The sequence below is a fragment of the Xanthomonas cannabis genome (assembly GCF_040616535.1).
Lineage (GTDB): Bacteria > Pseudomonadota > Gammaproteobacteria > Xanthomonadales > Xanthomonadaceae > Xanthomonas > Xanthomonas cannabis.
The window spans coordinates 4069791-4096218 of sequence record NZ_CP136580.1 but is presented as its reverse complement, the minus strand read 5'-3'; the positions used below and the strand labels follow the sequence as shown (position 1 = coordinate 4096218).

At 67.5% G+C, this 26428-nt stretch carries 28 protein-coding genes; 15 read left to right on the top strand and 13 right to left on the bottom strand.

Translation table 11 applies throughout. The annotated features are described in order from the left end of the window. Nucleotides 1-143: 143 nt before the first annotated feature. From motB to msrB, 4 genes are all read right to left on the bottom strand, one after another. A complete protein-coding gene (motB, locus tag RZV17_RS17255; protein ID WP_104579481.1) occupies nucleotides 144-1343 on the bottom strand; it encodes a flagellar motor protein MotB in 1200 nt (399 codons plus the stop codon). A gap of 10 nt (nucleotides 1344-1353) precedes the next feature. Next, on the bottom strand, nucleotides 1354-2208 hold the full coding sequence (gene motA / locus RZV17_RS17250) for a flagellar motor stator protein MotA (RefSeq protein WP_039405757.1): 855 nt from the start codon (nucleotides 2206-2208) through the stop codon (nucleotides 1354-1356). Between the two features lie 232 nt (nucleotides 2209-2440). Beyond that, complete coding sequence (locus tag RZV17_RS17245) at nucleotides 2441-2929, bottom strand: MliC family protein (RefSeq protein ID WP_355605223.1); 489 nt, start codon at nucleotides 2927-2929, stop codon at nucleotides 2441-2443. A 167-nt stretch (nucleotides 2930-3096) separates the two neighbouring features. Then, nucleotides 3097-3561 (bottom strand): peptide-methionine (R)-S-oxide reductase MsrB, encoded by a 465-nt coding sequence (gene msrB, locus RZV17_RS17240; protein WP_104579479.1) that lies wholly within the window; start codon nucleotides 3559-3561, stop codon nucleotides 3097-3099. 342 nt (nucleotides 3562-3903) lie between these two features. Between msrB and RZV17_RS17235 the strand changes: the two genes are divergently transcribed. Beyond that, the gene (locus tag RZV17_RS17235) at nucleotides 3904-4332 is read left to right on the top strand and encodes a hypothetical protein (protein WP_039566476.1); all 429 of its coding nucleotides are present in this window, start codon (nucleotides 3904-3906) and stop codon (nucleotides 4330-4332) included. Between the two features lie 180 nt (nucleotides 4333-4512). On the opposite strand, the gene RZV17_RS17230 is transcribed toward RZV17_RS17235, so the two are convergent. Continuing rightward, the gene (locus RZV17_RS17230) at nucleotides 4513-4992 is read right to left on the bottom strand and encodes an Lrp/AsnC ligand binding domain-containing protein (protein ID WP_047693916.1); all 480 of its coding nucleotides are present in this window, start codon (nucleotides 4990-4992) and stop codon (nucleotides 4513-4515) included. Nucleotides 4993-5140: 148 nt separating this feature from the next. Between RZV17_RS17230 and RZV17_RS17225 the strand changes: the two genes are divergently transcribed. Both RZV17_RS17225 and alr read left to right on the top strand, forming a co-directional pair. Further along, nucleotides 5141-6430, top strand: coding sequence for a D-amino acid dehydrogenase (locus tag RZV17_RS17225; RefSeq protein WP_355605220.1), 1290 nt, complete (start codon nucleotides 5141-5143; stop codon nucleotides 6428-6430). Beyond that, nucleotides 6430-7527 carry an alanine racemase gene (alr, locus tag RZV17_RS17220; protein ID WP_355605217.1) on the top strand — a complete coding sequence of 366 codons (1098 nt, stop codon included), beginning with the start codon at nucleotides 6430-6432 and terminating at the stop codon, nucleotides 7525-7527. Before RZV17_RS17225 ends, alr begins: the two co-directional genes overlap by 1 nt. Nucleotides 7528-8201: 674 nt before the next feature. Here alr and RZV17_RS17215 read toward each other — a convergent pair. Then, nucleotides 8202-8777 carry a DUF3016 domain-containing protein gene (locus RZV17_RS17215; protein ID WP_355605214.1) on the bottom strand — a complete coding sequence of 192 codons (576 nt, stop codon included), beginning with the start codon at nucleotides 8775-8777 and terminating at the stop codon, nucleotides 8202-8204. Between the two features lie 249 nt (nucleotides 8778-9026). Between RZV17_RS17215 and RZV17_RS17210 the strand changes: the two genes are divergently transcribed. The 5 genes from RZV17_RS17210 (at nucleotide 9027) to RZV17_RS17190 (ending at nucleotide 13872) form a co-directional block, all read left to right on the top strand. Then, nucleotides 9027-9473, top strand: a complete 447-nt coding sequence (locus RZV17_RS17210) for a hypothetical protein (protein ID WP_047693912.1) — start codon at nucleotides 9027-9029, stop codon at nucleotides 9471-9473. Beyond that, on the top strand, nucleotides 9460-9750 hold the full coding sequence (locus RZV17_RS17205) for a hypothetical protein (RefSeq protein ID WP_047693911.1): 291 nt from the start codon (nucleotides 9460-9462) through the stop codon (nucleotides 9748-9750). The genes RZV17_RS17210 and RZV17_RS17205 overlap by 14 nt, the downstream gene beginning before the upstream one ends. 222 nt (nucleotides 9751-9972) lie before the next feature. Beyond that, nucleotides 9973-11916 carry a PAS domain-containing sensor histidine kinase gene (locus RZV17_RS17200; RefSeq protein ID WP_243840268.1) on the top strand — a complete coding sequence of 648 codons (1944 nt, stop codon included), beginning with the start codon at nucleotides 9973-9975 and terminating at the stop codon, nucleotides 11914-11916. 221 nt (nucleotides 11917-12137) lie between these two features. Then, nucleotides 12138-12446, top strand: coding sequence for a DUF3247 family protein (locus RZV17_RS17195; RefSeq protein WP_355605211.1), 309 nt, complete (start codon nucleotides 12138-12140; stop codon nucleotides 12444-12446). An 88-nt stretch (nucleotides 12447-12534) separates the two neighbouring features. After that, a complete protein-coding gene (locus RZV17_RS17190; protein ID WP_047693910.1) occupies nucleotides 12535-13872 on the top strand; it encodes a sorbosone dehydrogenase family protein in 1338 nt (445 codons plus the stop codon). 209 nt (nucleotides 13873-14081) lie between these two features. Here the strand turns inward: RZV17_RS17190 and RZV17_RS17185 are convergent, their stop codons facing one another. Further along, nucleotides 14082-14342, bottom strand: coding sequence for a hypothetical protein (locus tag RZV17_RS17185; protein WP_081422346.1), 261 nt, complete (start codon nucleotides 14340-14342; stop codon nucleotides 14082-14084). 188 nt (nucleotides 14343-14530) lie between these two features. Between RZV17_RS17185 and RZV17_RS17180 the strand changes: the two genes are divergently transcribed. The 3 genes from RZV17_RS17180 to RZV17_RS17170 are packed head-to-tail and all read left to right on the top strand — an operon-like array spanning nucleotide 14531 to nucleotide 16985. After that, complete coding sequence (locus RZV17_RS17180; protein ID WP_166744206.1) at nucleotides 14531-15598, top strand: class I SAM-dependent methyltransferase; 1068 nt, start codon at nucleotides 14531-14533, stop codon at nucleotides 15596-15598. Continuing rightward, nucleotides 15595-16308 carry a pseudouridine synthase gene (locus RZV17_RS17175; RefSeq protein ID WP_039414172.1) on the top strand — a complete coding sequence of 238 codons (714 nt, stop codon included), beginning with the start codon at nucleotides 15595-15597 and terminating at the stop codon, nucleotides 16306-16308. The genes RZV17_RS17180 and RZV17_RS17175 overlap by 4 nt, the downstream gene beginning before the upstream one ends. Next, nucleotides 16305-16985, top strand: a complete 681-nt coding sequence (locus tag RZV17_RS17170; RefSeq protein WP_355605206.1) for an HAD family phosphatase — start codon at nucleotides 16305-16307, stop codon at nucleotides 16983-16985. The genes RZV17_RS17175 and RZV17_RS17170 overlap by 4 nt, the downstream gene beginning before the upstream one ends. A 56-nt stretch (nucleotides 16986-17041) precedes the next feature. Here the strand turns inward: RZV17_RS17170 and RZV17_RS17165 are convergent, their stop codons facing one another. From RZV17_RS17165 to RZV17_RS17140, 6 genes are all read right to left on the bottom strand, one after another. After that, on the bottom strand, nucleotides 17042-17848 hold the full coding sequence (locus tag RZV17_RS17165; RefSeq protein WP_355605203.1) for an SDR family oxidoreductase: 807 nt from the start codon (nucleotides 17846-17848) through the stop codon (nucleotides 17042-17044). A 178-nt stretch (nucleotides 17849-18026) separates the two neighbouring features. Next, nucleotides 18027-18587: a DUF1415 domain-containing protein gene (locus RZV17_RS17160; protein WP_047693919.1), complete on the bottom strand. Its 561-nt coding sequence runs from the start codon at nucleotides 18585-18587 to the stop codon at nucleotides 18027-18029. 131 nt (nucleotides 18588-18718) lie between these two features. Continuing rightward, nucleotides 18719-19582, bottom strand: a complete 864-nt coding sequence (locus RZV17_RS17155) for a carboxylesterase (RefSeq protein WP_166744209.1) — start codon at nucleotides 19580-19582, stop codon at nucleotides 18719-18721. After that, the gene (locus RZV17_RS17150; RefSeq protein ID WP_166752264.1) at nucleotides 19560-21299 is read right to left on the bottom strand and encodes an ATP-binding protein; all 1740 of its coding nucleotides are present in this window, start codon (nucleotides 21297-21299) and stop codon (nucleotides 19560-19562) included. Before RZV17_RS17150 ends, RZV17_RS17155 begins: the two co-directional genes overlap by 23 nt. Beyond that, complete coding sequence (locus RZV17_RS17145) at nucleotides 21292-21756, bottom strand: hypothetical protein (RefSeq protein WP_355605198.1); 465 nt, start codon at nucleotides 21754-21756, stop codon at nucleotides 21292-21294. The genes RZV17_RS17150 and RZV17_RS17145 overlap by 8 nt, the downstream gene beginning before the upstream one ends. A 144-nt stretch (nucleotides 21757-21900) precedes the next feature. Then, a complete protein-coding gene (locus tag RZV17_RS17140; RefSeq protein ID WP_047693901.1) occupies nucleotides 21901-22386 on the bottom strand; it encodes a YajQ family cyclic di-GMP-binding protein in 486 nt (161 codons plus the stop codon). 106 nt (nucleotides 22387-22492) lie between these two features. On the opposite strand from RZV17_RS17140, the gene RZV17_RS17135 reads away from it, so the two are divergent. The 4 genes from RZV17_RS17135 (at nucleotide 22493) to RZV17_RS17120 (ending at nucleotide 26333) form a co-directional block, all read left to right on the top strand. Then, nucleotides 22493-23389: a DMT family transporter gene (locus RZV17_RS17135; protein WP_047693918.1), complete on the top strand. Its 897-nt coding sequence runs from the start codon at nucleotides 22493-22495 to the stop codon at nucleotides 23387-23389. 234 nt (nucleotides 23390-23623) lie between these two features. Then, nucleotides 23624-24631, top strand: a complete 1008-nt coding sequence (locus RZV17_RS17130) for a methionine ABC transporter ATP-binding protein (RefSeq protein ID WP_047693900.1) — start codon at nucleotides 23624-23626, stop codon at nucleotides 24629-24631. Further along, nucleotides 24628-25323, top strand: coding sequence for a methionine ABC transporter permease (locus RZV17_RS17125; protein WP_039564295.1), 696 nt, complete (start codon nucleotides 24628-24630; stop codon nucleotides 25321-25323). Before RZV17_RS17130 ends, RZV17_RS17125 begins: the two co-directional genes overlap by 4 nt. Before the next feature lie 206 nt (nucleotides 25324-25529). Beyond that, nucleotides 25530-26333 (top strand): MetQ/NlpA family ABC transporter substrate-binding protein, encoded by an 804-nt coding sequence (locus tag RZV17_RS17120; RefSeq protein WP_104579469.1) that lies wholly within the window; start codon nucleotides 25530-25532, stop codon nucleotides 26331-26333. Nucleotides 26334-26428: the final 95 nt, after the last annotated feature.

The following is a 26428-nucleotide window of genomic DNA, read 5'->3' as shown; positions in this document are numbered from 1 at the left end:
ACGTCTGGTGGACGGGCAACCAGAGCATGCCGCCGTCCAGGCACGTCAGCCGCAGATCACCGGCTCGACGACACCGCTGGCAGTGATACGTCAGTCAAGCAGGCCGGGCATGCGCATCTGGAACTGCAACCCCGGCCTCGCAATCAATGCGCCTCGACCGCCACGCGCGGCGCTGCCACGGCGGCTTCGGCGGCCTTGGCGAGTGCGGCGGCCGAGGCGACCTGAGCGCTGGTGGACACGCGCGGTGCCGCCGGGCGTGCGGAGGCGGTGCCCGGCAGGGGCGCGGGCGAGCCGCCGGCGGCGCCTGGCGCAGCCGCGGAGCCTGTCGCAGCCGCAGCCGCTGGCACCGTAGCGCCCAGCGTGGGGCCACTGGCCGGTGCACCCACCGTCGCGGTACCGGTGGCAGCGGCGCCGCTGAGGTCGGGCACCTGGGTGTCGGCGTCATGGACGGGCTTGCCCAGCGCCACGCCCTGGCCGGCGCCGGCCAGCGCCGCTTCTTCGGCGTCCTGGGTCATCACCACGATGCTGATGCGGCGGTTGATCGGGTTCTGCGGGTCGGTCTTGTCGAACAGCACCGAGGACGACAACCCCACCACGCGGGTCACCTTGGCATCGGCCATGCCACCGCCCACCAGCGCGCGGCGTGCGGCATTGGCACGGTCGGCGCTGAGTTCCCAGTTGGTGTAGCCGGCATCGCTGCTGTAGGCGGTGGTGTCGGTGTGACCGGTGATGCTGATGTGGTTGGGCACCTGATTGATGAAGCTGGACAGCTCGCGCAGGATGTCCACCGTGTACGGCTTGAGCTGGTCGCGGCCGATATCGAACATCGGGCGGTTCTGCTTGTCCACGATCTGGATGCGCAGGCCATCGGGCGTGAGATCCAGCAACAACTGGTCCTTGAACGGCTCCAGCGCCTGGCTCTTGTCGATGGCCTCTTTGAGGTCCTGCATCAACGCTTCCAGGCGCCGCTTGTCCTTGGCGCGGCTGTCCACGTCGGTGTCGGCCGCGTTGTCGCGCTTGCGGCCCATTTCGTCCTTCTGCCCCTTGGCCATGTCGGCGGTGCCGCCGAGCTTGATCATCGAGGTGCTGGCGCCGCCGGGGCCATTCATGCCCGGCGAGGGCGCCGGCGACTTGCCGGACAGCGGGCTGGGATTGCGGAAGTATTCGGAGATCGCCGCGCGCTGCTCCTTGGTGGTGGCGGCCATCAGCCACAGCACCAGGAAGAAGGCCATCATCGCGGTCACGAAGTCGGCGAACGCCACTTTCCAGGCGCCGCCGTGATGGCCGCCGCCCTGCACCTTCTTGACCCGTCGGATGACGACGGTGGATTTGCCCTCGGCCATGACCGCGGTCCTACTTGATCGTCTTCAGGTGCGTTTCGAAATCGCCGAAGCTCGGACGCACGTTGGAAGGCAGGGTCTTGCGCGCAAATTCAAGCGCAATCTTGGGGTTGTAGCCGCGCAGGCAGGCCAGCAGCGCGGTCTTGACCGCCTCGTAGATGCGCCCGTCCTGCTCGGCACGCGCTTCCATCGCCGCCGACAACGGCGACACGAAGCCGTACGCCAGCAGGATGCCCAGGAAGGTGCCCACCAGCGCGGCGCCGACGTGGTGGCCGATCTCTTCGATCGGCCCGCCGATCGAGCCCATGGTGATCACGATGCCGAGCACTGCCGCCACGATGCCGAAGCCGGGCAGGCCGTCGGACACCTTGCTCAGCGCATGCGCCGGCGCCAGGGCCTCGTGGTGATGCTTTTCCAGTTCCAGTTCGAGCAGCGGTTCCAGTTCGTGCGGCTCGATGTTGCTGCCGATCATCAGGCGCAGGCAGTCGGTGATGAAGTCCAGCAGGTGATGGTCGGCCACCACCTTGGGGTAATTGCCGAAGATGGTGCTGTCCTGCGGCTTTTCGACGTGGTCTTCCAGCGCCATGAAGCCGTCGCGACGGGCCTTGTTCAGCAGCTCGTAGATCAGGCTCAGGGTGTCCTTGTAGTCGTCTGACTTGTACTGCGGGCCCTTGAACACGCCCAGCACGCCGGTCAGCGTTTCCTTGACGATCTTGCCCGGCGTACTGACCAGGAACGCGCCCAGGGCCGCGCCGCCGATGATCATCAGCTCGTACGGCTGCCACAACGCACCCAGCTTTCCGTGCGACAGCACATAGCCGCCGAGGACGCTGACGATGACGACGATGAAGCCAACGATGATGAGCATGGCGAAGCCGAAAGCAATCTGGGAGTGCTAGTGGTTTCGGCTTGCGCGGCGGATTCTTGAAGCGCACGGCGTGAAGATGTGCGCTGTGACTGAACAATCAGCCGATTGTCATTGCGGCCTCATGCACGCATTTGACCGCATTGCCGCCCGCCAGCGACAACGTCGCCTCGTCGGCATGCTCCCGGAACTGATTGCCGTGGGCGTCGGCAACGCGTGCGCTGTGCTTGAACCGTCAGCCGATCGTGGTTGCGGCCTCATGCACGCATTTGACCGCATTGCCGCCCGCCAGCGACAGCGTCGCCTCGCCGGCATGCTCCCAGAACTGGTTGCCATGGGCGTCGGCAAACCGCGCGCCGGAGGCGGCCTGGGCACTGAGCAGGGTCAGCGCACGGCCGTCCAGGGTCAACCGCAGGGCATCGGTGGCGGGGTCGAAGCGGGTGGTGATGGCGCGCTCACCGCAGCGCCAGGCCACGGTGTCCGCGGCCTGGGTCGGGGCGGGTGGCGGCGTGGCCGGCCCCGGATGGCCGGCATGGGGCAGCGGGCCGGTCACGCTGGCGTCGGTGGCCATCGGCGGCGGGCTGTCGTCCGGGCCTGCGGTTGCGATGAGCGGTGGGTCCGTCGCGGCTGCAGGTCTGGTGTCGGCAGAGCGATCGCCTGCGGTGCAGCTGGCCATGGCGGCGGCCAGCACTACGGCGAGCATCAGGGTCGAGGACGTGTGCATCTGCGTACTCCTGCCTGGATCGGGCCGTCGCCAGCGTGGCGACGGTTGGGACATGGTGTGGCCAGTGCTTAAAGAATCTGGCGCTGCGCATGGTGCCCTGCGACGTCAGTGGGTGCCAGATCGGCGCCACGCATGGGCACCGCCGCCGACCGGCACCTGGTCTGGCCTCAGGCCGGCTGCGCCTCAGCGCCATCGCGGTGCAACGGGTTGGGCAGTGCCTGGCCGTCCTCGGTGAAGCCCAGCGAGACCGAGTTGAGGCAGTGCCGTTCGCCGGTCGGCGGCGGCCCGTCCGGGAACACGTGGCCCAGGTGGCTGTCGCAACGCGCGCAGACGATCTCGGTGCGGATCATGCCGTAGCTGGTATCGCGGATCTCGCGCACATGGGCGGTGTCGTAGGGCGCGAAGAAACTCGGCCAGCCGGTGCCGGAGTCGAACTTGGCGCTGGAGCGGAACAACGGCAGCCCGCACAGGCGGCAGGTGTAGACCCCGTCCAGCTTGTTGTCCAGAAAGACCCCGCAAAACGGCGCTTCGGTACCGTGGTGCAGCAGCACGCGCTGTTCCTCATCGCTGAGCCCGGCGATCAGGGCGTCGCGCTGGGCGGGGGAGGGAGGGGTCAGATCGAACTGGCTCATGAGGCTCTCGCATGCGCTCGCCGGCGGGGTGCCGACGCCTGCCCCAGTGATGTGGGCGCTGCGCGGGTGGTTCAACCGGTTGACGTGTTCGAGCAAGTCACGCATGCGCTGGAGAGCCCGAGGCTGCGCCCATACCCTCATCCGGCGCTACGCGCCACCTTCTCCCCCCGTGAAGGAGGACAATGTCCTGGCGGGAGAAGGGGACGGCCCGGCGGGGAGACTGGCGTCTTCGCAGTGCAACGACCTGACCAAAGCGTTCATCCCCCGGCCGGTTGCGTGCATTGCTGCCGCCTGGCCGCGCCCCCATCGATTAACCACTCCCGATCAATCACGGTGCCTGTCATGGCGATCCATTCCTCAACGCGCGGCCTGCTGTTCTGCGGTCTGCTGGCGATGGCCGGCGCGGCGGTGGCGCAGTCGGCCACCACCACGCGTTCGTCCAACACGTTGCAGCCCATCACCACGCCGACACCGGTTCAGCCCACGGTGACGCCGCCGCGCGCGCTACAGCCGGCTAACTCGACCGCCCCCGTGCCCTCGCAGCTGGGGCAGCGCCCGGTCGCGCCGAGCATCCCCACCCGTGGCCCGGCGCAGACACCGGTGGCGCCTGCCGGCAGCCAGGTGTCGCCGACGACGCCGATGGTCTACGACCGCAATGGCCGCTTGCTGCAGGGCATGCAGCCGGCCGGCGCCAACCGGGTGCTGGATACCAAGACCGGCCGCTACTACGACGCAGTACCGGCAGGCGACGGCATGCGCGTTGTGCGCTGACGGTAGCGATCCGGTCTATTGCCGAGCGCCGACCGCCAACACCGGCCACCACCGCTAGCGATTCCCCCCGATGCCACGGGTACCGGCAACCCACAACTCTCGAAACCCCAGTCCCGATTCTCCAATCCCATTCCCAATTCCCAATTCCCAATTCCCAATTCCCGATTCCCAATTCCCGATTCAATCGGCAATCGGCAACGCCAGCGTCTCCTTGACCTCCTCCATCACGATGTAGCTCTTGGACTCGCGCACGTGCGGCAAGGTCAGCAAGGTGCTGCCGAGCAGCTTGCGGTAGGAGGCCATCTCGCTGATGCGCGCCTTGAGCAGGTAGTCGAAGTCGCCGGAGACCAGGTGGCACTCCAGCACATTGGGCAGCTTCAGCGCGGCGCGGCGGAATTCTTCGAAGATGTCGCCGGATTTGTAGGCCAGGCTGATCTCCACGAACACCAGCAGGCTGGCCTTGAGATAGTGCGGGTCCAGCCGCGCGTAGTAGCCGGTGATGGCGCCGTCGCGCTCCAGCCGGCGCACACGCTCGGTGCAGGGCGTGGTCGACAGGCCCACCCGCTCGCCCAGTTCGGTGAAGGAAATGCGGCCCTCCTGCTGCAGGATGCGCAGGATCTTGCGGTCGATCTTGTCCAGCTCGCGGGTGCGGGTGGTCATGGGGTCTGTCTCGGCAAGGTTTGGCAGGGAGTTTCACTACAAAGGCGTGCCGATTCCAGAAATGGCACTGCCTGCATCGCAATATACTGCGGCTAACTGTCCCTCTCAGTGTCTTGTTGTGGGGGAATACCCTTTTCAGGAGAACGACATGCGGGTGCTCATTCTCGGTAGCGGCGTCATCGGCGTGACCAGTGCGTGGTACCTGGCGCAGGCCGGGTGCGACGTGACCGTGGTCGACCGCCAGCCAGCGGCGGCGCTGGAGACCAGCTACGCCAACGCCGGCCAGCTGTCGTTTGGCTACACCTCGCCGTGGGCCGCGCCCGGCGTGCCCGGCAAGGCGATGAAGTGGCTGTTCGAGCAGCATGCGCCGCTGTCGATCCGCCCCACCCGCGACCTGCGCCAGCTGGCGTGGCTGAGCCAGATGCTGCGCAACTGCACCGCCGAGCGCTATGCGGTGAACAAGGCGCGGATGGTGCGCATGTCCGACTACAGCCGCGATTGCCTCAACGCATTGCGCGCCGAGACCGGTATCGAATTCGAGGGCCGCCAGCTGGGGACCACCCAGTTGTTCCGCACCCAGCAGCAACTGGACGCCGCTGCCCAGGACATCGAAGTGCTGGCCCAGTACGGCGTGCCGTATGAGCTGCTGAGCCCGGCCCAGATCGCGCAATTCGAACCCGGCCTGGCCGGCGGCGGCGCGCAGATGGCCGGCGCGCTGCGCCTGCCCGAAGACCAGACCGGCGACTGCCGCCTGTTCACCCAGCGGCTGGCCGAGCTGGCTGCGCAGGCGGGTGTCACCTTCCGCTACGGGCAGCAGATCGAGCGCCTGGAGCACGCCGGCGGCCAGGTCACCGGCGTACAGATCGACGGACGCATCGAAACCGCCGACCGCTACGTGCTGGCGCTGGGCAGCTATTCGGCCGATCTGCTGCTCTCGCTCGGCCTGCATCTGCCGGTGTACCCGCTCAAGGGCTATTCGCTGACCATCCCGATCGTCGATGCGCAGCGCGCGCCGACCTCCACCGTGCTGGACGAGAGCTACAAGATCGCGCTGACCCGCTTCGACGACCGTATCCGCGTCGGCGGCATGGCCGAGGTGGCCGGCTTCGATCTGTCGTTGAACCCACGCCGTCGCGCCACCCTGGAAATGGTGGTCAACGACCTGTTCCCCGGCGGCGGCGATCTGGCCCAGGCCGAGTTCTGGACCGGCCTGCGCCCGGCCACCCCGGATGGCACCCCGGTGGTGGGTGCCACCCCGTACGCCAACCTGTTCCTCAACACCGGCCACGGTACCCTGGGCTGGACCATGGCCTGCGGCTCCGGGCGCTACCTGGCCGACCTGATGCAGGGCCGTACGCCGGAAATCGATACCGAGGGCCTGGACGTGTTCCGTTACCTGTCGCCGCGCAGCGCGCGCCCGCAGCGGGAGGCCGCGTAGTGCGTCCTGCGCAAGCGTCGATCGATCTGGATGCATTGCGCCACAACTACCGCCTGGCCAAGCGCCTGGGCGGCAGCAAGGCGCTGGCGGTGGTCAAGGCCGACGCCTATGGGCATGGCGCAGTGCGCTGCGCGCAGGCGCTGGAGCCGGAGGCCGACGGTTTCGCAGTGGCCTGCATCGAAGAAGCGCTGGAGCTGCGCCAGGCAGGTATCCGCGCACCGATCCTGCTGCTGGAAGGCTTCTTCGAACACGACGAGTTGCGCCTGATCGCCGAGCACGACCTGTGGACGGTGGCGGCCACCCCGCAGCAGGTACGCGCACTGGCCGAGTTCCAGAGCCCGCGCCCATTGCGTGTCTGGTTGAAGATGGACAGCGGCATGCACCGGCTGGGCCTGTCGCCGGACGATTTCCGCGCCGCCTGGCTACGCCTGCGCGGGTTGCCGCAGATCGCTTCGCTGGTGTTGATGACGCATCTGGCGCGCGCGGACGAACTGGACTGCAGCCGCACCGACGAACAGGCCGTGGCGTTCGCACTGACCGCCGGCGGCATGCGCGCGGAAACCAGCATCCGCAATTCGCCCGGCCTGCTCGGCTGGCCGGCGCTGCGCAACGACTGGTCGCGCCCGGGCCTGATGTTGTACGGCGCCAACCCGTTCCCGCAGGACACCGACAGCACCGCGCAACTGCGCCCGGTGATGACGCTGCGCTCGCGCATCATTTCAGTGCGCGAGCTGCCCGCTGGCGAACCGGTGGGATATGGCGCGCGCTTCGTGGCCGAACGGCCCACACGCGTGGGCGTGGTCGCGATGGGCTATGCCGACGGCTACCCGCAATTCGCGCCCAACGGCACCCCGGTGCTGGTGGACGGCCAGGTCTGCCCATTGATCGGGCGCGTTTCGATGGACATGTTGACGGTGGACCTCACCGATCACCCGCACGCCGGGATCGGCGCGCTGGTGCAGTTGTGGGGCGATGCACCCCAGGTCAGCCCGCTGGCCGCGCAATGCAACGTCAGTGCGTATCAGCTGCTGTGCGGGCTCAAGCGCGTGCCGCGGGTGTATGCGGGTGAGGCGGCGGTGGGCAAAATTTCAGCATAGATGCATTCCCTTCCTCCGCCGGGACAGTGTCCCCTTCATAGGGGAGAAGGTGCCCCGTAAGGGGCGGACGAGGGTACGGGTGAAGCCTCGTGCGGTTGGAGCGGCAAGTGGGCTACGCCCCATACCCTCACCCCAGCCCCTCTCCGGCGGGAGAGGGGCGTGATCGGTAGCTGCGGCGTTCTTCCCTTCTCCCGCTGGGAGAAGGTGCCCCGAAGGGGCGGATGAGGGTACGGGCGAAGCCTCATGCGGTTTGAGCGGCAAGTGGGCTTCGCCCCGTACCCTCACCCCAACCCCTCTCCCGGCGGGAGAGGGGCGTGATCGGTAGCTGCGGCGTTCTTTCCTTCTCCCGTCGGGAGAAGGTGGCGCGTAGCGCCGGATGAGGGTACGGGCGCAGCCTCGTGCAGTTGGAACGCCACGATGGCTTCGCAACGTATCTCACCCCAACCCCCGCTCCACGCCCCTGCCTGCGCTTGCGCCACAGGCGCTCCGAGGCACACGCGCCTGTGGCGCGCAAGCAATGCCTTCTCGCCCCGAAGGGAAGGGGCTTAGGACCCAAATCTCATGGTGTGGATGCGTCACTGTTGTTGCGCGTCCATAAACAAAAACGGCGCGTTGCCACGCGCCGTTACCCTTCGAGGCCTAGCTGGTTTGGCGGCGATATCCGCGCCAAACCATCACAATCCGGCCGTGCTGCGGTCGCCACGGAACTGTTTGCGCAGCCAGTCGTCGATCATGGCTTTCTCGAAGCGCAGCGGGTCGCTGTCGGTCAGCCGCGGGCCGCTCATCAGGAAGGCCGAATCCACCAGCTTGCGTTCGCCCTGGTCGATCACCCGGCCATCGGCCCCGGTCAGCGTGTAGCTGAAACTCAAGCGCGGCGGGTAGATGTCCTTGACCACGCGGACGTCCTGCATGCGCGGGCCGTGCCACGGCTCGTACTGGCCGGCGCGGCGGATGTCGGTGATGGTCACGCTCAGGTGCTGGCCGTCGGGCAGCTGACGTGCGGCGCTCTGCTGGAAGTGGGTGGCCAGCTGGGTCACCCAGTCACCGCGCTGCGCCTCCCAGCGATTGCCGCTGAAGCGCACTTCGGAAAATTCGGCCGGGTCGGTCCAGCGCACATCCACCTTGCCGTCGCTGCTCAGCGCGCGCGGCGCCTGCGGGTCGGTGACGTTGCGTACGCGGGCCTGCACACCGGTCGCTGCGAGCAGTCCTGCCAGCAACAGGCCGGCGCCGGAAACACTGGAAAGTCTCATGGAAAGCCTCCAAGCGGTAGGTACGTCGCATACCGGGCGTGCAGGCAGTGTGGGGGTGCGCAAGAGCGCCCGCAACGCGCGCTGCGCCCGGGGCCGCCACGGCATTGCCGCTCGGTTAATCCGCGCCGTGGCGGCCATGACGGCGGGTTCACTGCGCCTGCGCCCACGCTTCACGGCACAGCCCGGAAGATCGGCGCCATGGACACCCACTCTTTCCGCACAAAGTCAGTTTCTTCGGCGCCGGCGCATATGCCGGCGGACGTGCGCCTGCAATTCATCGACTGGGCAAAACAGCACGGCCACAACCCCGCCACCGGGGCCGCCGCCTTCGTTGCGCTGCAAAGCGATGTGGATCTGGATCTGGCCACGCGCACGCTGCGCCTGGAACCGGGTGCCGACCCGCGCGATGTCCTGCGCGAGCATCTGGCCGGGCTGTCACGCCAGGTCGATGTGGCGGTGCAATTTCCGCCGGTCTACGCCTACACCGCTGCCAACGGGCTGGAGTATCGCTATTCGCTGATGCTGGTGATTGCCGAAGACTGCGTGGAGTGGACCGGGCGGGTCTGGCAGGACCTGGATTACCAGGGAATGCTCACCGGTCGCGGGCAGGGGCCACGTGCCAACTACACCCAGCTGGCGCGCATGGCGCTGGAACACGAGCTTGACCAGGAGCGTCCCCGTTATGTCCAGGCATGAACTCGAACTGGAGCTGCCGCTTGGCGCGCAGGTCGCCAGCGGTGAGGACGGCTTCAGTCAGCGCTGCCGCAGCGAATGTGCCGCGCTCGGGTTGTCGCGCGTGCGCCTGTTGCTGCTCGATGCCGACTATGCGCGCTCCACGGCCTGGCGCGAGGAAGCGCAGCGCTGGATGGACGAACAGCTACGCCGCGAGGGCGAATGGGTGTTCCGCGGCGTGATTGCCGGCATCGTGCTGATCACCGCCTGCATCGCATTGGCGGCGGCAACCTTGTGGTGAATGCCCGCCGGGGGTGACCGACATGCGACGGAGGCGTGATCGCCTGGGTCCGCCCGTGCACCCGCTGACGACATAGGGCATGGTTTCATCTGTCCGTCATCCGCACTGGCAGCACCCGTGGCCCCCGATTTGCGTCCTTCGCCTCCCAACCTCGATCCGAGCAGCCTCGATCCGAGCGCCGGCCTGCCCGCCGCCATTGCCGAGCCGTTTCTCGATCCGGCGATGTACCACGAGATCTTCCACAACATCGATGCCGGCTTCTGCGTCATCGACATGGTGTTCGAGGGCGATCAGGCCGTCGATTACGTGATCCGCACGACCAATGGCGCCTTCGAGCGCTACACCGGTCTGTCCAACGCGCTCAACGTGTCCATCCGCAACATGCTGCCCGAGCATGAGCAGGAATGGTTCGACCGCTATGGGCAGGTTGCCCGCACCGGCAACCGTATCCACTTCGAGATGCAGGCCAAGGCGTTGCGTCGCTGGTATTCGGTGGACGCATTCCGGGTGGGGCAACCGGAGCAGGCGCGGGTGGCGGTGTTGTTCATGGACATCACCGAACGCAAGCGCGTGGAGCGCGAACTGGCCGAGAGCGAGGCGCGTTTCAGTGCGCTGGCCGACGGCCTGCCGATGCCGGTCTGGGTGCTGGATGCGCAGGGCGTGGTGCGTTTCGTCAACAGCGCCTACGGCGAATTCTTCGGCCTGGACATTTCCAGCGGCACCGTGTCGGCCTGGAGCGAGTTGCTGCATCCGGACGACCTGCCGATTTTCCAGTTCGAATTATCGGCCGCACTGGAAGAACAACACGGCCTGCGCGCCCTGGTGCGTGCGCGCCGCCACGACGGGCAGTGGCGCTGGATCGAAATGACTGCCACCCCGCGCTATTCGGCCGATGGTCGGTTCATCGGTCTGGCCGGCAGCAGCCCGGACGTGACCGAGCAGCGCGAAATCGAACTGGCCCGCGAGCAATTGCTGGAGTCAGAGCGCAGCGCGCGCAACGAAGCCGAGAGCATGGCGCGGCTGAAGGACGAGTTCCTGGCCACGCTGTCGCATGAACTGCGCACGCCGCTGACCACCATCCTGGGCTGGAGCGAACTGCTGCTGCAACGGGTCGAAGAAGGCCACCCCAACTTCAAGGGTCTGTCGGTGATCGCCAGCAGCGCACGCGCGCAAAAGCGGCTGATCTCGGACATGCTCGACCTCAGCAGCATGCTGCTGGGCAAGGTGCAGCTGGAAGTCGAATCGCTGGATCTGGCCGAGCAGGTGCGCGAGGCCCTGAATACCCAGGAACTGGCCGCCGAAGGCAAGGACCAGGTGCTGGAGCTGCACGTGCCGCCAACGCCGTGCCTGGTGCTGGGCGATGCCACACGGCTGCAGCAGGTGCTGTGGAACCTGCTCTCCAATGCCATCAAGTTCACCCCGGCCCATGGCCGGATCGATGTCACCATCGAGCGCGACGATGGCCACCTGCTGGTGGCAGTGCGCGATTCCGGCGATGGCATCGCCGCCGAATTCCTGCCGCACCTGTTTGGCCGCTTCCGCCAGGCCGATGGCACCACCACCCGTCAGCATGGCGGCCTGGGGCTGGGCCTGGCGATCGTGCAGCAGCTGGTGGAAATGCATGGCGGCCAGGTCGGCGCCACCAGCGGTGGCCGTGGCAAGGGCGCCACGTTCACCGTGCGCTTGCCCGAGCATGTTCCCGACCAGGCCAAGCGCCCGCGGCGCGAACTGCGCCGCCGCCTGATGTCCGAACAGATCGTCGAGGCGCGTGCGCTCAACGGCCTGCGCCTGTTGGCGGTCGAAGACCAGCCCGACATGCTCGATTACCTGCGCCGTCTGCTCGAAGAGCAGGGCGCCGAAGTGGTTACCGCCGGCAGCGCCACCGATGCGCTGGCATTGATCGACCACCGCGGCCATGCGCGCTTCGATGTGATGCTGACCGACATCGGCATGCCCGGCATGGATGGCTACGGATTGATCCGCACCGTGCGCGATAACCTGGGCTTGGATGCCAATGCCCTGCCGGCGGTTGCGGTGACTGCGCTGGCGCGCGACGACGACCGCAAGCGCGCGCTGGAATCCGGGTTCCAGGAGCATCTGGCCAAGCCGTACAGCGTGGCGCAACTGGTCACCGCAGTGCGCGCCGCGCGCGAAGCGGTGGAATGACGCGGGGCGCGGCGGCAACGCCGCGCAGTGCCACGCTCGCAAGTGCTGGCACGATCGGCGATGCGCCCTGTCGCCGATCGCTCATCGCATGGTGCCCATTACCTGCATGCCTGCAGGCTGGCAACGCCGTGTAGGCGTACTCACCGTGACATCGAGGCGTTTGCTGTGTCTTTCACGCTGCCTGGCCTAGCGTGAGGAGCTCCGTTGATGGAGAAATCGCAATGCCAAAGTACGCCCCACACGTGTATTCCGAACAGGTGCAGATCGCCACGCTGGAGCATTGGGTGTCCTTGCTCGATGGGCAGGAGCGGGTGCGGATCGAACTGGACGACGGCAGCATGCTGAGCGGCACGGTTGCGGTGCGCCCCAGCATCCAGACCTATCTCGACGACAACGACAACGAAGGGCTCAACGGGCAACTGCGCCTGGACCAGTTGGACGCCTCGCAGGAGCCGCAGTGGGTCTGGATGGATCGCATCGTGGCCGTGCATCCGCTGCCCCTGGGTGCAGATCCGCAAGTCATGCCGTGAAGGCAACGTGTTGACGATGTGTTTACTTCTCCCTGGAGTGTTGCCGGCATGATGTCCGATTGCCGCAACCGTTCAGGAATCGTCTGCAATGACAGCCTTTCTGCCCTCTCGCATTCGCTGGCCGCTATCGCTGATGGCGGTCGCCGTCCTGGCCGGCTGTGGTGACACCGCCACCCTTGCCATCGAACAGGGCACCGGCCCGAACCCGCAATTGCCCGAGCCGGTCAAACGCCTGATCCCCACGGTGAAGGTGGCGCCGGTCAAGCGCTGGGCCGCCACGGCCAAGCCGATCGCTGCCGACGATCTGCAGGTCAATGCGTTCGCGCGCGACCTCGATCACCCGCGCTGGGTGTATGTGCTGCCCAACGGCGACGTGCTGGTCGCGGAGACCGCGCAACCGCCCAAGCCTGAAAACGCCGAGAGTGGCGGCGGGCTGCGCAAGAAGGTGCAGGGTGCGGTGATGAAGAAGGCCGGTGCGGTGGTGTCCAGCGCCAACCGCATCACCTTGTTGCGCGACGCCGATGGCGACGGCGTGGCCGAGGTGCGTACCCAATTCATCAGCGGGCTGTTCTCGCCATTCGGCATGGCCCTGGTCGGCGACCGCTTCTATGTGGCCAATGCCGATGCGCTGGTGAGCTTTCCGTATACGCCGGGCGACACGCATATCACCGCCAAGCCCACGTTCGTGGCCAATCTGCCGGGCGGGCTCAACCATCACTGGACCAAGTCGCTGCTGGCCAGCCCGGATGGCAGCAAGCTGTACGTGGGCGTGGGCTCCAACAGCAACGTCGCCGAAAACGGGATGGAAGCCGAGCTCAATCGCGCCGCGATCCTGGAGATCGACCCGGCCACCGGCAACAGCCGCGTCTTTGCCAGCGGCCTGCGCAACCCGGTGGGCACGGCCTGGGAGCCGCAGAGCAAGGCGCTGTGGGTGGTGGTGAACGAGCGCGATGAGATCGGCAGCGATCTGGTGCCGGATTACCTGACCTCGGTGCGCGATGGCGGCTTCTATGGCTGGCCATACAGCTATTACGGCCAGCACGTGGACGAGCGGGTCGAACCGCAGAATGCCGAGCTGGTGGCCAAGGCGATCAAGCCGGACTACGCGCTGGGCCCCCATACCGCATCGCTCGGCCTGAGCTTTGCCAGCGGCACGCTGCTGCCGGAACGCTTCCGCCAGGGCGCCTTCATCGGGCAGCACGGCTCGTGGAACCGCGACCCGCCCAGTGGCTACAAGGTGCTGTTCGTGCCGTTTGCCAACGGCAAGCCCAGCGGGACGCCGATCACGGTGCTGGACGGCTTTCTGGATGCCGAGGGCAACGCCCAGGGGCGCCCGGTTGGCGTAGCGCCCGACAACAGCGGTGCGCTGCTGGTGGCCGATGACGTGGGCAACGTGATCTGGCGTGTGACACCGAAGACGCGCTGACGCATCGACTGACAAAAAAACCGGGCGGCTGCCCGGTCTGGTTGGCTCTACATGCGTTGCTCGACGTCTATTCCTTGAGCTTGTCCGTGAGCGCGGCAAGCTACTGAATATGTGTTCGAGTCGCCGGCATGCCTGATGATCAATTGGCATTGCACGCTTCGAGCGCCCTTCACGGAGCAACGTGAGAGCACGCGCGGCACCACTATGGGCTAGCGTGGCGCTTCGGGCGTTGCACTGAAACGGCGTGCGTAGTCGCGCTCTTCGGTGATGCGGTTGATCTCTTCGTCGGCCATTTCCGGAGCGCCGTAGACCGCATACGCCACGGTGCCGTCTTCGCGCTCACCTACCTGGTGCAGCCGGTAGCGGGGACGGCCGGCGCCGGTGTTTTCGGGGTAATGCATCGGTGGTGGTGTGTCGTCCAGATCCATTTCGCTGTTGTCGACTACTCCCCCTACGAACAAGGCTCGCATCGCGTCTCTCCGGTGTGGGCTTGGATTCCAGCCTAGGCGGGCGGATGTTGCGTGCGCATCAATAGTCCGTATACACATTGGAAGGCGCGTGGCGGCGACGCACACACGCAGGCAACCCCGCGTCGAGCGCGGCGGGCGGGCGGCACCGGTCCCTTACAATGGAGGCCTGTTCCCGACCCGATGATCCGATGGCTGGCCCGCCCGATGCCCCGCTTCAAGCCCTGTTCCTGCCTTTTGCCCAGGGCGCGCTGCCATGGCCGCAAGGCCCGGTGTTGTTCCTGCGCGCACGCGACGGCTTTCCGCTGCGCGAACATGCCACCGCGGAGGCGTTGATCTGCGAGCAGAGCTTCCGTCCGTTCGCCCAGGCGCTGGAGCGCAGCGGCTGGAGCGTGCGCGAAGAAAGCCAGATCGAGGCCGATACCACCCGTTATGCCCTGGTGCTGGTGCTGCCGCCGCGCCAGCGCGACGAAGCGCGTGCGCTGTTCGCGCGTGCGGTGGCCCTGACCGCGCCTGGCGGCCGCGTGGTCGCCTGTCAGTCCAACAACGAAGGCGCGCGCTCGGGCGAAGCCGATCTGCGCCAGCTCACCGGCCTGGCCGGCAGCCTGACCAAGCATCACTGCCGCACCTACTGGACTGCGCCGCTGCCTGCCGAGACCGACGCCGCGCTGCAGGCGCGTTGGGCGGCGCTGGATGCGCCACGCAAGATCCTGGACGGGCGTTTTGTCAGCCGCCCGGGAGTGTTCGCCTGGGACCGCATCGACCCGGCATCGGCGTTGCTGGTCGAGCACCTGCCCGCCACCCTGGCCGGGCATGGCGCCGATCTGGGCGCCGGGTTCGGGTATCTCTCGGCCGAGGTGCTGGCACGCTGCCCCAAGGTCACTGCGCTGGATGTGTATGAGGCCGAAGCGCGTGCGCTGCAGCTGGCGCAGCGCAACCTGCAGGGCCTCGCGCATCCGGCGCAGCTGCACTATCACTGGCGCGATGTCACCGCCGGGCTGGAGGCGCAGTACGACTTCATCGTCAGCAATCCACCGTTCCACACGCCGTCCCGTGCCGATCGCCCGGATATCGGGCAGCGCTTCATTGCCGTGGCCGCGCAGGCGCTGCGCCCGGGCGGGCAGCTGTTGCTGGTCGCCAACCGCCATCTGCCCTACGAACAGGTGCTCAACGACAGCTTCGGGCAGGTGCGCGTGGCTGCCGAGCGCGACGGTTTCAAGCTGATCGCCGCCACCCGTGGACGCGGAGCGCGCGCATGAAGCTGGTCAAGCACATCGCCAATCTCGGCTACGGCAGCCGCAAGCAGGTGACCCAGCTGTTCCGCCAGGGCGCGGTCACCGACGCGCAGGGCGAGGTGCTGTACGCCGACGACCAGGTGGAACACGACGCCATCCGCATCGATGGCGAGCCGCTCGATCCGCCCCCGGGTTTCAGCCTGTTGCTGCATAAACCCAGCGGTTACACCTGCTCGACCAAGGACACCGGCCGGCTGATCTACGAACTGCTGCCGCCACGCTTCCGCTCGCGCGCGCCGGTGCTGGCGCCGGTTGGGCGGCTGGACCGCGAAACCAGCGGCCTGTTGCTGATGACCGACGACGGCGCGCTGCTGCACCGGATCATTTCGCCCAAGTCCGCGCTGGACAAGGTCTACGAGATCACGCTGGCCGAGGACCTACGTGGCGACGAAGCCGCGCTGTTTGCCAGTGGCACCTTGCTGCTGGAAGGCGAAACCAAGCCATTGCTGCCGGCCGAACTGGAGGTGCTCGGCCCCCGCCAGGCACGCCTGACCCTGCACGAGGGCCGCTACCACCAGGTGCGGCGCATGTTTGCCGCCGCCGGCAATCACGTGGTGGCGCTGCATCGCAGCCGCATCGGCGGGTTGGGGCTGGACGCGCTGCCGTCCGGACAGTGGCGCGCGCTGGAGGCGAGCGATCTGGAGGTATTGTTCGGCCGTGGAGCATCTGCATGACGGCGGTCGCACCGCTGCCGTTCCCTCCGCAGGCGGTGATCTTCGATATGGATGGCCTGATGCTCGACAGCGAGCGCGCCATCACCGCCTGCCTGGCACAGGCGGCCGATGCGCAGGGGCTGCAGATCGAGCCGGCCTTCTGGTTGCGCATGGTGGGCACGGGCGATGCGGCGTGCCGCCGTCTGCTTGGCGAACGCGTCGGCGATGCCGCTGCCGAGCACCTGCTGGCGCGCGCCCAGCCGTTGTATGACGCTGCGGTGGAACGCGGCATCCCGCACCGGCCCGGCATCATCGCGCTGCTGGAGTATCTGGCGGCGCAAGGGCTGCCGCGTGCGGTGGCCACGTCCACCCAACGCCCGCTGGCCTTGCGCAAGCTGGAGGCTGCGGATCTGTTGTGGCGCTTCGCAGCGGTGTGCACCGCCAGCGACGTGCAACATCCCAAGCCGGCGCCGGACATCTACCTGCTGGCCGCGCGCACGCTGGACGTGGACCCTGCGCGGTGTCTGGTGCTGGAAGACTCGCCCACCGGCGTGCGCGCCGCCCTGGCGGCCGGCATGACGCCGATCCAGATCCCGGACCTGCTCGAACCCGATGCCGACGTGCGCGCGCTCGGTCATCGCATCCTGCCCTCGCTAAGCGATGCGCAGCACCTGCTGGAAGCGCAGCTGGCGGGCTGATCGCCGGATGGCGGGAGCGCGCGGACACGCATCAGGGCCGCATCAGCGGTACGTCCTCACACGTACTGCATCTTGCGCGACATGCCGCCGTCGACGACGAAATCCTGCCCGGTGACAAATCCGGACAGCGGCGGCGACAGCAGGTACACCGCCAGCTGCGCGATATCTTGCGGGGTCCCCACGCGTCCGGCCGGATGCTGCGCATGGTCGCGTCGCGACACCTTGGGCGCACGCCGGCGCTGCGGTGCGCGCCAGGCATCGGTACTGATCCAGCCCGGGCTGATGCTGTTGACGCGTACCTGCGGGCCCTCGCTCAGCGCCAGCGCATGGGTAAAGGCAACCAGGCCACCTTTGGCGGCGGCATAGGCCTCGCTATGCGGTTCCGACTGCCAGGCGCGGGTGGAGGCGATGTTGACGATCGCGCCGCCGCCCTCGGCCTGGGCCAACGCTGGCAGCGCCTGTTTGCTGCACAGAAACGCGCCGTGCAGACTCGCAAGACGCCGGTTCCACTCGTCCCATGCCAACTGCGGCAAGGGCGCGATGTGCGGATCGGGGACGCCGGCGTTGTTGACCAGGCCATCGAGCCTGCCGAAGCGTTTGAGCGCGGTGGCGATCAAGCGCGCCGCCTGTGTCTCGCGCGCAGCATCGCAGCGCACGAAGGCGCTGCGTCGCGGCAGCGCCCACTCCTGCAGGCAGGCCTTTCCGGCCTCGGCGTCGAGATCGCCGATCACCACCGTGCCGCCGGCACCGAGCACTGCCTGCGCAATGCCGCGGCCAATACCTTGCGCACCGCCGGTGATCACGACCACGCGGTCCTGCAGGGGGGAGGGGTTCCATGCGGAAACGCCGGGAGTCAGGGCCATGGCATGCGCACCGTGCGAAAGAAGGCGGCACTGTAGCGCGCACGCTGTCAGCGTCGTAGCAACACCGCGTGCACCAGCGCGCACGATGCGCTCGCGCCGCCTTGCGCTCAACAGTTGCCGAATGGCACCGCGCGCGCTCGGCTCTGCTGCAAGCTGGCGCGCGCGGCGCGTTGCAGGCTCAGTGCTCGGCGCCGTTCAAGACGCGTTCCCAGCCAGCGTGGCCCAGCCGTTCCAGCGTCTGGATGTTGCGCTCGACGATGACGTCCGGATCCGGGAACGCGGCCACCGCACGCTCCACGCTGTCTTCGCGCAGCAGGTGCAGGGTGGGGAAGGGCGAGCGGTTGGTGTAATTGGCCACGTCGTCCGGCGCAGCGCCTGCAAACTGGTAGTCGGGATGAAAGCTGGCAACCTGCAGGACACCTTGCAGGTCCAGTGCTTCCACCGCCGCGTCGGCGTTGTCGAGAAAGTCGTTGTAGTCCAGGAAATCGGTGAGCACGTCCGGGTGCACGATCAGCGTGGTGTCGATCTGCTCGGCCGGCGTATCGCGCAGCAGCACCAGCTCCTCGGCCAGTTGCTCCAGCAACGCCTCGGGCGTACTGGCATCGCTGAGCACCAGCCGCACCTGCTCCTTGACGTATACCGCCTTGGCGAACGGGCACAGGTTCAGGCCGATCACTGCGCGTTCGATCCACGTGCGCGTGGCGGTCAACGGATCGGTCGTGGCAGGCATGGTGGTCATCGTGGCGGCGGCGTGATGGCGCGCCAGTGTATGCGATCGCCGTGGGCGCAGCGGCGCATCCATCCACGGCGAATGACCCGGCAGACGCAAGCGCCGCTGCGGGCGGCAGTGCTCCAGCGCATGCGCGAAGATCAACGCTTGCTTGCGCTGCTGGCCTCGCCATGCCTCGCATCGCCGGGAGGTGCGCCGACCTGCGTACGCAGAAATTCCACCGACACCTGTGCGACGTGGTCGGCCAGCGGCGTCTTGTGCGGCGACCCGATCGCATGCGCGCCCGCATCGAATGCCATCGCCTGCCTGTGCGAGGGCGGCGTGCCCAGTGCCTCGAACATGGCCAGCATTGCCGGCACCGAGGCGATCTGATCTTCGTCGCCGTTGGGCGCGCGGTAATAGCCAAGCAACACCGGGCAGCGCACCTGCGGCCACGGCGGCGCAGCGGTCACCGCGTGGAACAGGCCGCGCAATGCACGAAAACCGTCCGGGTGGATGGTGTCCGACCAATACGCCAGTGCCGCCGCCGTGCGCGGGTACGGGTCGGTCACCGGCACCTCCGCAGCGCATAGCCGGTCGAGAAATCCCGGGTTGGCAGGCTGGACGCCGGGCGACCAGGCGACCACGGCCGCGATGGGCGCCGGATGCTGTGCGGCCAGCCACAGGCCCAGCGTGCCGCCCATCGACGAGCCCACGATCGCCACCCGTTCGCCCATGCGCTGCGCCTGCGCAAGCGCCTCCACCGCCGAAGCCTGCAACGCCGCTGTGGTGAGCCCGTGCATCGCGTCCGCTGCGCTGTGCCCGTGCCGGGGCCAGCGGTGCACGTAGCAGTTGGCCTGCAGCGCATCGGCCATCTGCTCGGGCAGCGTGCCGGCTTCGCCCGGGCTTGCGGAAAACCCGTGCAGGTAGAGCAGCGCCAGCGGCGTGCGCGCCTGCGCGGCGGTGCGCCAGTGCCGGCGTGCTGCATTGCCCGGTTTCAGTTCAGTGCGGTGGTCGGTGGGCATGGCGGGCAAGCAGCGCGAGCAGTTCGTGCGCGTTGATCGGTTTGGACAGGTATCCGGCCACGCCGGCAGCGGACGCCTCGCGCATCGAGTCGGTACGCGTGTCGGCAGTCAGCACGATGATCGGCGGCAGCGTGGCAATCGCATCGCGTGCCTGCCCCAGCGCATCCCAGCCGGAAGTGCCGGGCATGTGCAGATCCAGAAACACGATGTCGGGTGCGGCCTGTGCGATGCGTTGCACCGCATCGGTACCATCGACATGGAAACTCACGCGATGTCCGGCGCGGGTCAGCAGGTTGCCGATCACCAGGCGGTTGGTATCCAGGTCCTCGAATACCAGGCAGTGCAACGATGGCACCGTCTGCGCGTGCTGCGCCAGCGCATCGCGCAGGTCCAGCGTGCGGCTGCCCTCGGCGGCGGTGGCAGGCAATTCGAAGATCCAGCGGAAGATACTGCCACCGAGGGGGTTGTCGCTCACCGTCAGGCTGCCGCCCATCGCATCGGACACCGACAAGGCGATGTACAAGCCCAGCCCCACACCGCCTTCGACGCGATTGAAGCCGGTGCTGAGCTGGGTGAACGGCGTGAAGATGTAGGCCTTCTTGTCGTCGGGCACGCCGATGCCGGTATCGGTGACGGTCACCTCGATGGTCCAGCGCTCGTGCGCCAGGGTGGCCTCCACCAGCAGCTCGACCGCGCCGCCGGTCGGAGTGAACTTGATCGCGTTGATGACCAGGTTGCTGATCACCTGCTCGATGCGGCCCTCGTCGCCCAGCACGTGCGGCGGCTGCGCAGCCTCCAGGCGCACGCCCAGCGACACGCCCTTGGTGGACGCGGCGGTCGCGCACACCGCCTTGACCGTGGTCAGCACGTCCAGCAGGCTCACTGGCTTGCTGTGCAGCTGCAGCCGTCCACCGTCGATGCTGGCCACGTCCAGCACCTCGTTGACGCGATGGCGCAGCGCCGTGGCGTTGACCGTCACCGCCTGCATCAGGTCGCGCTGGTCTGCCGGCATGCTCTGGGTGTCGATCAGCTGCGCGCAATTGATGACCGCATTCAACGGCGTGCGCAGTTCGTGGTTCATGGTGCTGATGAAGCGGCTTTGCGCATCGCGCGAGGCCAGCGCCTGCAGCGCCACTTCCTGCATCGCAATCACGATGCGGGCCACCAGGAACGGCAGCACCATGCTGAGCGCCACCGCATACACGAAGTACGCGGGCCGCGACAGCCAGTAGCCGGTGGGCGCGGTCAGCAGCATCAGCACGAAGGTGCTCAGCAGCACCGGGACCATCGCGCGTTGCCCGTAGCGCGCTACGGCAGCGATGGTGATGAAGGGCAGGAACGCGTTCAACGACATCAGCAGGATGAAGGCCTGCGAGGTCTGGATGCCGATGAACAGCAGGCTCATCGCAAAGCCGAAGGCATCCATCCATTCGCCCGGCGCAATGCGTTTGCTGCGCACCACCACCATCCATGCCACCGCCACCACCCACAGCAGCACCGCGGTGAGAAAGACGTTGTGCGCGTCTTTCACCAGCACCGGTTGCGGCCCGTACAGCCAGCCCAGGCACCACAGCATCACGATGGTCTGCACGATCACGCGGCCCACGCAGGCCCGGTATTCCAGGAACGACTCGAGCAGCTGCACGAGCCTGTCGTTGCGCAACTGCCTGGCCGCCGGAATCAGGCCGGGCGCAGCGCGATGGGAAGTACTACGCATGAGGTTCCGCGTCGTCGAGGGGAAGGGTGCGCCGGTAGTGCCTGACCAGTAGACCAGCGGCGGTCGCCACCGCGGTGAAGCGGTGCGCAAGCGTGTCGCTCTGGGCGTCGCGCTCCACGTCGCGGCGCAGCTGGTCGCAGGCCCTGAGCAGTTGCTGCGAGCCGGTCAGCGAGATCGTGTTCTTCAACGCATGGATCTGCTCCAGCGCCTGCTGCCGGCTGGTGGCGGCCTGGCCGAGCGTGCAGCGCGCGATGGCATGCTCGATCTCCACCGCGAAGGCATCGGCAAAGGAGGCTGCCGCCACCGGGTCCAGGCTGGCCATGGCGTGCAGCGTGGAGCCGGCTTCGATGCGGGGCTGTGCCTGGACGGCGGCGGCCTGCCCCCCACTCGCGACCGCCGCGCCCGTCTGTCTGGCGACGCGCAGGCGATTCAACAGACGGCCGAGCAGTGCGCACATCGGGCTGCTAGACCAGCGGCCCGATGCAGCGTGCGTTGTCGCACGCTGCCTGCGGCGGGCAGGGGCGATGCGCCGCCACGCGACCGACGTCAACCACGGGCATGGCCTGGCGGCTCGACGCGTTCACCGGCATGCCCGCCGCGCTCAGTCGCGGAAGTTGTCGAACTGCAGCGGCAGCTCGAAATCGGCCTTTTTCAGCAGTGCGATGGCGTCCTGCAGGTCGTCGCGCTTCTTGCCGGTCACGCGCAGCTTGTCGCCATTGATCTGCGCTTCGACCTTCAGCTTGGCCTCCTTCAACTTGGCCACCAGCTGCTTGGCCTGCTTCTGCTCGATGCCCTGCTTGACGGTGACCTTCTGCCGCGCGCCGGCCAGGTTGGTTTCCACATCGCCGAACTCCAGGCAGCGCACGTCGATGCCGCGGGCCAGCAGCCGCGCGCGCAGGATGTCGGTCATCTGCTTGACCTGGAAATCGCTGGGTGCGGACTGGTTGATCACCTTGCCGTCTTCCAGCTCGAACCTGGCCTCGACTCCCTTGAAGTCGAAACGCGTGTCCAGTTCACGGTTGGCCTGGTCCACCGCATTGGTCAGTTCGTGCTTGTCGACTTCGGACACCACGTCGAAGGAAGGCATGCAAAGCTCCTGCTGTCTGAAAACAGCGGCCATTCTAGGGCATCGCACCGGGCTGCCCGTCACCGGCGCATGGCGGTCGATGGGGCGCGGCGGCGATAATGCGGCCATGCCCACCACCCGTTCTCCGCTCCCCGCCATCGCCTGGATGGTGGCCGCCGTGGCCTGCTTCTCGCTGATGGATGCGGGAATGAAGCTGCTGTCGGCGCATTACCCGCCATTGCAGGTCACCTTGCTGCGGGGCGCGGCCTCGTTGCCGTTCGTGCTGGTGTGGGTGTTCGCCACGGCCGGGCCGCGCTCGATCGTGCCGGTGCGCTGGGGCCTGCATCTGCTGCGCGGAGTGCTGGGCATGGTGATGATCGGCTGCTTCGTCTATGGCCTGAAGCGCATGCCGCTGTCCACCGCCTACACGCTGTACTTCGTGGCGCCATTGCTGGTGGCGGCGTTGTCGGTGCCGCTGCTGGGCGAACACGTCGGGCCGCGGCGCTGGACGGCGATCGGCATCGGCCTGGTCGGGGTGATCGTGGTGCTGCGCCCGGGCGTGGACGGGCTGATCTCGCTGCCCGGCCTGATGGTGCTGCTGGCGGCCACCGCCTATGCCATCGCCGCGGTCACGGTGAGCCTGCTGACCCGCACCGACACCCCGCAGGCGATGGTGGTGTGGTTTCTGCTGTTCATGGCCATCGGCGCCGGGCTGCTGGCCATCCCCGACTGGGTACCGCTGCAGCCGCGCCACGGCTGGCTGATCGCCGGCATGGGCCTGGCCGGGGCGCTGGGGCAGATCGCGCTGACCCAGGCCTTCCTGCGCGGCGAAGCCTCGATGATCGCACCGCTGGAATACACCGGCCTGGTCTGGGTGATCGGCTGGGACTGGCTGCTGTGGCAGACCCTGCCCGACGGCTGGACCTGGACCGGCGCCGGCATCATCGTCGCCAGCGGGCTGTATTTGTTGCGGCGGGAGCGGATTCGCAAGGCGGATCGCCCGTTGCCGCTTGAGCGGCCGTGAGAACGGGATTGGGGATTGGAGATTCGGCAAAGCAAGGCGCGCGCGCTCCGATGAGTCCCAGATCTAGCGCTTGGCAGCCGGAGATAGCGGGCGCTTGGGATTCGCAAAGGCGAGGGCCGTCGCCTTTGCGAATCCCAAATCCCGACTCCCGAATCCCAACCGTTAGAACCTAATGGAATGACGGCCCTAAACATTGACTGGTAGGCTTCACGACCCCCCAATCGGCCACGCGCGGTGATCCAGTTTCAGCGCCTGCACAAGTCCTATTCCGTTGACGGTCGCCAGATCGTGGCGCTGCATCCGCTCGATCTGCGGATCGGCCCCGGCGAGGTGTTCGGCATCATCGGCCATTCCGGTGCCGGCAAATCCACCCTGATCCGGCTGATCAACCGGCTGGAAGAACCCAGCGGCGGCCGCCTGCTGATCGGCGACGAGGACGTCACCGCGCTGGACAGCCAGGGCCTGCGCGCCCTGCGCCGGCGCATCGGCATGATCTTTCAGCACTTCAATCTGCTGTCCTCGCGCACCGTGGCCGGCAACGTGGCCTTTCCGCTGGAACTGGCCGGCACGCCGCGCGCGGAGATCGATGCGCGGGTGGCCGAGCTGCTGGCCCGGGTGGGCCTGCAGGACCACGCCAACAAGTATCCGGCACAACTGTCCGGCGGACAGAAGCAGCGCGTCGGCATTGCGCGCGCGCTGGCCACCCGGCCGCAGATCCTGCTGTGCGACGAGGCCACCAGCGCACTGGACCCGCAGACCACCGCCTCGGTGCTGCAGCTGCTGGCGCAGATCAACCGCGAGCTGGGCCTGACCATCGTGCTGATCACCCACGAGATGGACGTGATCCGGCGCGTCTGCGACCGCGTGGCCGTGCTGGATGCGGGCCATCTGGTGGAAACCGGTCCGGTCACCGAGGTCTTTTTGCACCCCAAACACGCCACCACCCGGCGCTTCGTGTCCGAAGCCGAACATGTGGACGAAGCCGAACTGCACCGCGATTTCGCCGCGGTCGGCGGGCGCATCGTGCGGCTCACCTTCCTGGGCAACGGCACCTACGAACCCGTGCTGGGCCGCATCGCCCGCGAGACCGGGGTGGACTACAACATCCTGTCCGGGCGCGTGGATCGCATCAAGGACACCCCCTACGGTCAGCTCGTCGTCGCGCTGACCGGCGGCGACCAGAACGCTGCACGCGCCGGCTTCGTCGCCGCCGGCGTGCATGTGGAGGATCTGCGCGTATGAACCCCATCGTTGCCGCTGCCGGCGGTTTCTTCCGCAATCTCGATGCCGCCAAGTGGGGCGACATCGGGCAGGCGACCCTGGACACCTTGTTGATGCTGGCCGGCGCGCTGCCGCTGACCCTGCTGATCGGCCTGCCGCTGGGCGTGGCGCTGTTCCTGTGCGGCGCGCCGCAGCTGCGCCGCCGTCCGGTGCTGTACGGCGCGCTGGCGCTGGTGATCAACCTGCTGCGCTCGGTGCCTTTCATCATCCTGATGATCGCGATGATTCCGCTCACGCTGATGCTGATGGGCACCTCGCTGGGCGTGCGCGGCGCGATCCTGCCGCTGGTGGTCGGTGCCGCGCCGTTCTATGCGCGCCTGGTGGAAACCGCACTGCGCGAGGTGGACCGCGGCATCATCGAAGCCAGCCAGGCGATGGGCGCCACCACCCGCCAGCTGGTGCTGCGGGTGCTGCTGCCCGAAGCGCGCCCCGGCCTGATCGCCGGCGCCACCGTCACCACCATCGCGCTGATCGGCTTCACGGCCATGGGCGGTGCGATCGGTTCCGGCGGGCTGGGCGATGTGGCCTACCGCGAGGGCTACATGCGCTCGCATGCAGATGTGGCGCTGATCACCGTCATCGCCCTGCTGGTGCTGGTGCAGCTGCTGCAGATGCTGGGCGACCGCCTGGTGGCGCACTACAGCCGGCGCTGAGCCGCGCAAGGCAGGGGCGGGGCGGCGGACGCTGGTCGTGCGCCCTGGCCATGGCCACGCTGGCCGCGATGGGGCAATGCGCGCGCCTGTCTGCATGGCATCGTGCGCCGCGCGTTGCCGCGGCGCGCTGCATCGCCGCCGCCGCCACGGTCTGCTAGGTTTAACGTCTGCGGCCTTTCCGCACTCCTCCTCCCACGGATCCCTACATGAGCACATTCGCGTTTCGTTCCCTTCTGGCTGCGGCCACGCTGGCGTTGGCGTCCTGCGGCGGCACCGGCGGCAGCAGTGGCGGCGACACCCTCACCGTGGCGGCCACGGCGGTGCCGCATGCCGAGATCCTGGAAGTGGTCGAACCGCTGCTGGCCAAGCAGGGCCTGACACTGGACGTGCGCGTGTTCAACGATTACGTGCAGCCCAACGACCAGGTCGTGCAGAAGCAGATCGACGTCAATTATTTCCAGACCGAGCCCTACCTGGACGCGTACAACCGCGACCGCAAGAGCCAGCTGGTGACCGTGGTCGGCGTGCATATCGAGCCGTTCGGTGCGTACTCGCGCCGCTTCAAGGCGCTGGCCGACCTGCCCACCGGTGCCGATGTGGTGATCCCCAACGACCCCAGCAACAACAGCCGCGCGCTGATCCTGCTCGACAAGGCCGGCGTGATCAAACTCAAGGACCCGAGCAATGCGCTGTCGACCCAGCGGGATATCGTCGACAACCCCAAGCAGTTCAAATTCCGCGAGCTGGATTCGGCAATGCTGCCGCGCGTGCTGGATCAGGTCGACCTGGCGCTGATCAACACCAACTATGCGCTGGATGCCGGGCTCAATCCGACCCGCGATGCCCTGGCGATCGAAAGCAAGGAGTCGCCCTACGTCAACTTCCTGGTGGCGCGAGCGGACAACAAGGACGACCCGCGCGTGCAGAAACTGGCCAAGGCGCTGACCAGCCCGGAAGTGAAGGCCTTCATCGAGCAGAAGTACAAGGGCGCGGTACTGCCTGCGTTCTGAGCAACACGCACCATGCCTGCGTCTGCCCACATGCGGGCGCAGCCACACATCGGCTGGCAGACGAACACGCGCACCTGACGCAGGCGTAGTAGCGT

Excerpts from the sequence above, each read along its gene's own strand:
- RZV17_RS17230 (WP_047693916.1), bottom strand. The coding sequence starts at position 4,992 with ATGACCACCCGCACCCGCGAGCTGGACAAGATCGACCGCAAGATCCTG.
- RZV17_RS17185 (WP_081422346.1), bottom strand. The coding sequence starts at position 14,342 with ATGCGAGCCTTGTTCGTAGGGGGAGTAGTCGACAACAGCGAAATGGAT.
- RZV17_RS17145 (WP_355605198.1), bottom strand. The coding sequence starts at position 21,756 with ATGTGCGCACTGCTCGGCCGTCTGTTGAATCGCCTGCGCGTCGCCAGA.
- RZV17_RS17175 (WP_039414172.1), top strand. The coding sequence starts at position 15,595 with ATGAAGCTGGTCAAGCACATCGCCAATCTCGGCTACGGCAGCCGCAAG.
- RZV17_RS17245 (WP_355605223.1), bottom strand. The coding sequence starts at position 2,929 with ATGCACACGTCCTCGACCCTGATGCTCGCCGTAGTGCTGGCCGCCGCC.
- RZV17_RS17135 (WP_047693918.1), top strand. The coding sequence starts at position 22,493 with ATGCCCACCACCCGTTCTCCGCTCCCCGCCATCGCCTGGATGGTGGCC.
- RZV17_RS17235 (WP_039566476.1), top strand. The coding sequence starts at position 3,904 with ATGGCGATCCATTCCTCAACGCGCGGCCTGCTGTTCTGCGGTCTGCTG.
- RZV17_RS17140 (WP_047693901.1), bottom strand. The coding sequence starts at position 22,386 with ATGCCTTCCTTCGACGTGGTGTCCGAAGTCGACAAGCACGAACTGACC.
- RZV17_RS17150 (WP_166752264.1), bottom strand. The coding sequence starts at position 21,299 with ATGCGTAGTACTTCCCATCGCGCTGCGCCCGGCCTGATTCCGGCGGCC.
- RZV17_RS17225 (WP_355605220.1), top strand. The coding sequence starts at position 5,141 with ATGCGGGTGCTCATTCTCGGTAGCGGCGTCATCGGCGTGACCAGTGCG.
- motB (WP_104579481.1), bottom strand. The coding sequence starts at position 1,343 with ATGGCCGAGGGCAAATCCACCGTCGTCATCCGACGGGTCAAGAAGGTG.
- RZV17_RS17195 (WP_355605211.1), top strand. The coding sequence starts at position 12,138 with ATGCCAAAGTACGCCCCACACGTGTATTCCGAACAGGTGCAGATCGCC.
- RZV17_RS17165 (WP_355605203.1), bottom strand. The coding sequence starts at position 17,848 with ATGGCCCTGACTCCCGGCGTTTCCGCATGGAACCCCTCCCCCCTGCAG.
- RZV17_RS17215 (WP_355605214.1), bottom strand. The coding sequence starts at position 8,777 with ATGAGACTTTCCAGTGTTTCCGGCGCCGGCCTGTTGCTGGCAGGACTG.
- RZV17_RS17190 (WP_047693910.1), top strand. The coding sequence starts at position 12,535 with ATGACAGCCTTTCTGCCCTCTCGCATTCGCTGGCCGCTATCGCTGATG.
- RZV17_RS17200 (WP_243840268.1), top strand. The coding sequence starts at position 9,973 with ATGTACCACGAGATCTTCCACAACATCGATGCCGGCTTCTGCGTCATC.
- RZV17_RS17180 (WP_166744206.1), top strand. The coding sequence starts at position 14,531 with ATGGCTGGCCCGCCCGATGCCCCGCTTCAAGCCCTGTTCCTGCCTTTT.
- RZV17_RS17205 (WP_047693911.1), top strand. The coding sequence starts at position 9,460 with ATGTCCAGGCATGAACTCGAACTGGAGCTGCCGCTTGGCGCGCAGGTC.
- motA (WP_039405757.1), bottom strand. The coding sequence starts at position 2,208 with ATGCTCATCATCGTTGGCTTCATCGTCGTCATCGTCAGCGTCCTCGGC.
- RZV17_RS17210 (WP_047693912.1), top strand. The coding sequence starts at position 9,027 with ATGCCGGCGGACGTGCGCCTGCAATTCATCGACTGGGCAAAACAGCAC.
- RZV17_RS17170 (WP_355605206.1), top strand. The coding sequence starts at position 16,305 with ATGACGGCGGTCGCACCGCTGCCGTTCCCTCCGCAGGCGGTGATCTTC.
- msrB (WP_104579479.1), bottom strand. The coding sequence starts at position 3,561 with ATGAGCCAGTTCGATCTGACCCCTCCCTCCCCCGCCCAGCGCGACGCC.
- RZV17_RS17160 (WP_047693919.1), bottom strand. The coding sequence starts at position 18,587 with ATGACCACCATGCCTGCCACGACCGATCCGTTGACCGCCACGCGCACG.
- RZV17_RS17120 (WP_104579469.1), top strand. The coding sequence starts at position 25,530 with ATGAGCACATTCGCGTTTCGTTCCCTTCTGGCTGCGGCCACGCTGGCG.
- RZV17_RS17155 (WP_166744209.1), bottom strand. The coding sequence starts at position 19,582 with ATGCCCACCGACCACCGCACTGAACTGAAACCGGGCAATGCAGCACGC.
- RZV17_RS17125 (WP_039564295.1), top strand. The coding sequence starts at position 24,628 with ATGAACCCCATCGTTGCCGCTGCCGGCGGTTTCTTCCGCAATCTCGAT.